Source organism: Klebsiella sp. EMBS2024 (genome assembly GCF_036233805.1).
GTDB lineage: Bacteria > Pseudomonadota > Gammaproteobacteria > Enterobacterales > Enterobacteriaceae > Klebsiella > Klebsiella pneumoniae.
This window is the reverse complement of record NZ_JAZARW010000001.1, coordinates 3671796-3675629: the sequence shown is the minus strand read 5'-3', so window position 1 is coordinate 3675629 and position 3834 is coordinate 3671796. Positions and strand designations below refer to the sequence as shown.

Genomic DNA, 3834 nt, shown 5'->3' with positions numbered 1-3834 from the left:
GTATCTGCTATTCCTGAACCATGTAATACGGTTGTAAATTATTCCAGAGAAAATGTGATGTGAGTCATATAGCTGGTTTATTGCGCTGGACAAACATTCCTTTTATTCCTCATTTCGCTTATTCTAGCTGAAGCGTTTCAGTCGTTTAAATGTTCGACAATTAATCAATCAGCCGCAGTTTGCAGCTGGTAAGGTTCCCCTCAGAGCGTTGCTGGATTACTCTGTCAGCCACCTCATAACAGGGACAGCCTTGCAGGAGATCTATGACCATTCGCATCGCGATTAATGGCTTCGGTCGCATTGGACGCAACGTGGTTCGTGCTCTATATGAATCCGGGCGTCGTGCGGAAATCACCGTGGTGGCAATCAATGAGCTGGCGGATGCCGCGGGCATCGCGCATTTATTGAAATATGACACCAGCCATGGCCGTTTCGCCTGGGATGTCCGTCAGGAGCGCGAGCAGCTGTTTGTTGGCGACGATGCCATCCGTCTGCTGCATGAGCCGACCATTGCGGCGCTGCCCTGGCGCGAACTGGCGGTGGACGTCGTGCTTGACTGTACCGGCGTATACGGGAGCCGTGAACACGGTGAAGCCCATCTTCAGGCGGGGGCGAAAAAAGTGCTCTTTTCCCACCCCGGCGGCAACGACCTCGACGCGACGGTGGTGTACGGCGTAAATCAGGATGAACTTCGCGCCGGGCATCGCATTGTCTCCAACGCCTCCTGCACCACCAACTGCATTATTCCGATCATTAAACTGCTCGATGACGCCTATGGCATTGAGTCCGGCACCGTCACCACCATTCACTCGGCGATGCATGACCAGCAGGTGATTGACGCTTATCATCCGGATCTGCGGCGTACCCGCGCGGCCAGCCAGTCGATCATTCCGGTGGATACCAAACTGGCGGCAGGGATCACCCGTATTTTTCCGCAATTTAACGACCGTTTTGAAGCGATTGCCGTGCGGGTGCCGACGATTAACGTGACGGCAATTGACCTGAGCGTGACGGTGAAAAAACCGGTAAAAGCATGTGAAGTCAACCAGTTGCTGCAAAAAGCAGCACAAGGTGCATTTCATGGTATAGTTGACTATACGGAATTACCGTTGGTCTCGACAGATTTTAACCACGATCCGCACAGCGCCATCGTCGATGGTACGCAAACCCGGGTCAGTGGCGCGCATCTGATCAAAACGCTGGTCTGGTGCGATAACGAATGGGGCTTTGCTAACCGAATGCTCGACACGACGTTAGCGATGGCGACTATTGGTTTCAGGTTCGACGCGTAAACGTCGACAAAACTTTATGAATCAACGAGAGGATTCACCATGTCTGTAATTAAGATGACCGATCTGGATCTGGCTGGTAAACGCGTTTTTATCCGTGCGGATCTGAACGTACCAGTTAAAGACGGGAAAGTAACCAGCGACGCACGTATCCGTGCATCTCTGCCGACCATTGAACTGGCGCTGAAGCAGGGCGCGAAAGTCATGGTTACTTCTCACCTGGGTCGTCCGACCGAAGGCGAGTACAACGAAGAATTCTCTCTGCTGCCGGTTGTTAATTACCTGAAAGACAAACTGTCCAACCCGGTACGCCTGGTTAAAGACTACCTGGACGGCGTGGAAGTGGCTGCCGGTGAACTGGTGGTGCTGGAAAACGTTCGCTTCAACAAAGGCGAGAAAAAAGACGACGAAGAACTGTCTAAGAAATACGCTGCGCTGTGCGACGTGTTCGTGATGGACGCTTTCGGTACTGCGCACCGCGCGCAGGCTTCCACCCACGGCATCGGCAAATTTGCTGACGTGGCGTGCGCAGGCCCGCTGCTGGCCGCTGAACTGGACGCGCTGGGTAAAGCGCTGAAAGAGCCAGCTCGTCCGATGGTCGCTATCGTTGGTGGTTCTAAAGTGTCCACCAAACTGACCGTTCTGGATTCCCTGTCTAAAATCGCTGACCAGCTGATCGTGGGCGGCGGTATCGCTAACACCTTCGTTGCCGCTCAGGGCCACAACGTCGGTAAATCCCTGTACGAAGCAGATCTGGTTGATGAAGCCAAGCGCCTGCTGGGCACCTGCGATATCCCGGTTCCGACCGACGTTCGCGTAGCGACCGAGTTCTCCGAAACCGCAACGGCAACCCTGAAATCTGTTAACGACATCAAAGATGACGAGCAGATTCTGGACCTTGGCGACGTTTCCGCACAGAAACTGGCTGAAATCCTGAAGAACGCCAAAACCATCCTGTGGAACGGCCCGGTTGGCGTATTCGAATTCCCTAACTTCCGTAAAGGGACTGAAATCGTGGCTAACGCTATCGCGGACAGCGAAGGTTTCTCCATCGCCGGCGGCGGTGACACCCTGGCAGCGATCGACCTGTTCGGCATCGCTGACAAAATTTCCTACATCTCCACTGGCGGCGGCGCATTCCTTGAATTCGTCGAAGGCAAAGTCCTGCCGGCAGTAGCGATGCTCGAAGAGCGCGCTAAGCAGTAATTCAGTTCAGGCGGGGAAACCCGCCTGTTTTTCAGCGCGCTTAAGGGCTCGCGAACCTTCTTCAACGGTCGAAGATACAGATACAGGACTAAGTAACATGTCTAAAATTTTTGATTTCGTAAAACCGGGCGTCATCACTGGCGACGACGTTCAGAAAGTGTTCCAGGTAGCGAAAGAAAACAACTTTGCACTGCCGGCGGTAAACTGCGTAGGTACTGATTCCATCAACGCCGTTCTGGAAGCTGCAGCGAAAGTTCGCTCTCCGGTTATCGTTCAGTTCTCTAACGGCGGCGCAGCGTTCATCGCAGGTAAAGGCGTGAAAACTGACGTTCCTCAGGGTGCTGCTATCCTCGGCGCTATCTCTGGCGCCCACCACGTGCACCAGATGGCTGAACACTACGGCGTGCCGGTTATCCTGCACACTGACCACTGCGCGAAGAAACTGCTGCCGTGGATCGACGGCCTGCTGGACGCCGGTGAAAAACACTTCGCCGCTACTGGCAAACCGCTGTTCTCTTCCCACATGATCGACCTGTCTGAAGAGTCCCTGCACGAAAACATCGAGATCTGCTCTAAGTACCTGGCGCGCATGGCCAAAATGGGCATGACCCTGGAAATCGAACTGGGCTGCACCGGCGGTGAAGAAGACGGCGTGGATAACAGCCACATGGACGCTTCCGCCCTGTACACCCAGCCGGAAGACGTGGATTACGCCTACACCGAGCTGAGCAAAATCAGCCCGCGCTTCACCATCGCCGCTTCCTTCGGTAACGTACACGGCGTGTACAAACCAGGTAACGTAGTTCTGACCCCGACCATCCTGCGCGACTCTCAGGAATATGTTTCCAAGAAACACAACCTGCCGCACAACAGCCTGAACTTCGTGTTCCACGGCGGTTCCGGTTCTTCCGCTCAGGAAATTAAAGACTCCGTCAGCTACGGCGTGGTGAAAATGAACATTGATACCGACACCCAATGGGCAACCTGGGACGGTATCCTGCAGTATTACAAAGCGAACGAAGCTTACCTGCAGGGCCAGCTGGGCAACCCGAAAGGCGAAGATCAGCCGAACAAGAAATACTACGACCCGCGCGTATGGCTGCGTGCTGCCCAGACTTCCATGGTGACTCGTCTGGAGCAGGCATTTAAAGAGCTGAACGCGATCGACGTTCTGTAAGAAAAATCTGTTTCTTACCCGGAAGCCCGCAGCAATGCGGGCTTTTTTATTATCTTAACAACAGGATAGCGTGGCAGAAAACTGTGATCCATTTGGCAAAACGTGCACTTATTGTTTACCCTATAACCTGACTGCCCTGTCGCAGGCTGAGTTATTTACTTC

At 53.8% G+C, this 3834-nt stretch carries 3 protein-coding genes; all 3 read left to right on the top strand.

The genetic code is table 11. From position 1 onward, the window contains the following. Nucleotides 1-263: 263 nt before the first annotated feature. Nucleotides 264-1292, top strand: coding sequence for an erythrose-4-phosphate dehydrogenase (gene epd / locus VZP09_RS16930; RefSeq protein WP_032438981.1), 1029 nt, complete (start codon nucleotides 264-266; stop codon nucleotides 1290-1292). Between the two features lie 39 nt (nucleotides 1293-1331). Beyond that, complete coding sequence (gene pgk / locus VZP09_RS16925) at nucleotides 1332-2495, top strand: phosphoglycerate kinase (protein ID WP_002916508.1); 1164 nt, start codon at nucleotides 1332-1334, stop codon at nucleotides 2493-2495. 97 nt (nucleotides 2496-2592) lie between these two features. After that, nucleotides 2593-3672 (top strand): class II fructose-bisphosphate aldolase, encoded by a 1080-nt coding sequence (gene fbaA / locus VZP09_RS16920; protein ID WP_004144748.1) that lies wholly within the window; start codon nucleotides 2593-2595, stop codon nucleotides 3670-3672. Nucleotides 3673-3834 lie beyond the last annotated feature (162 nt).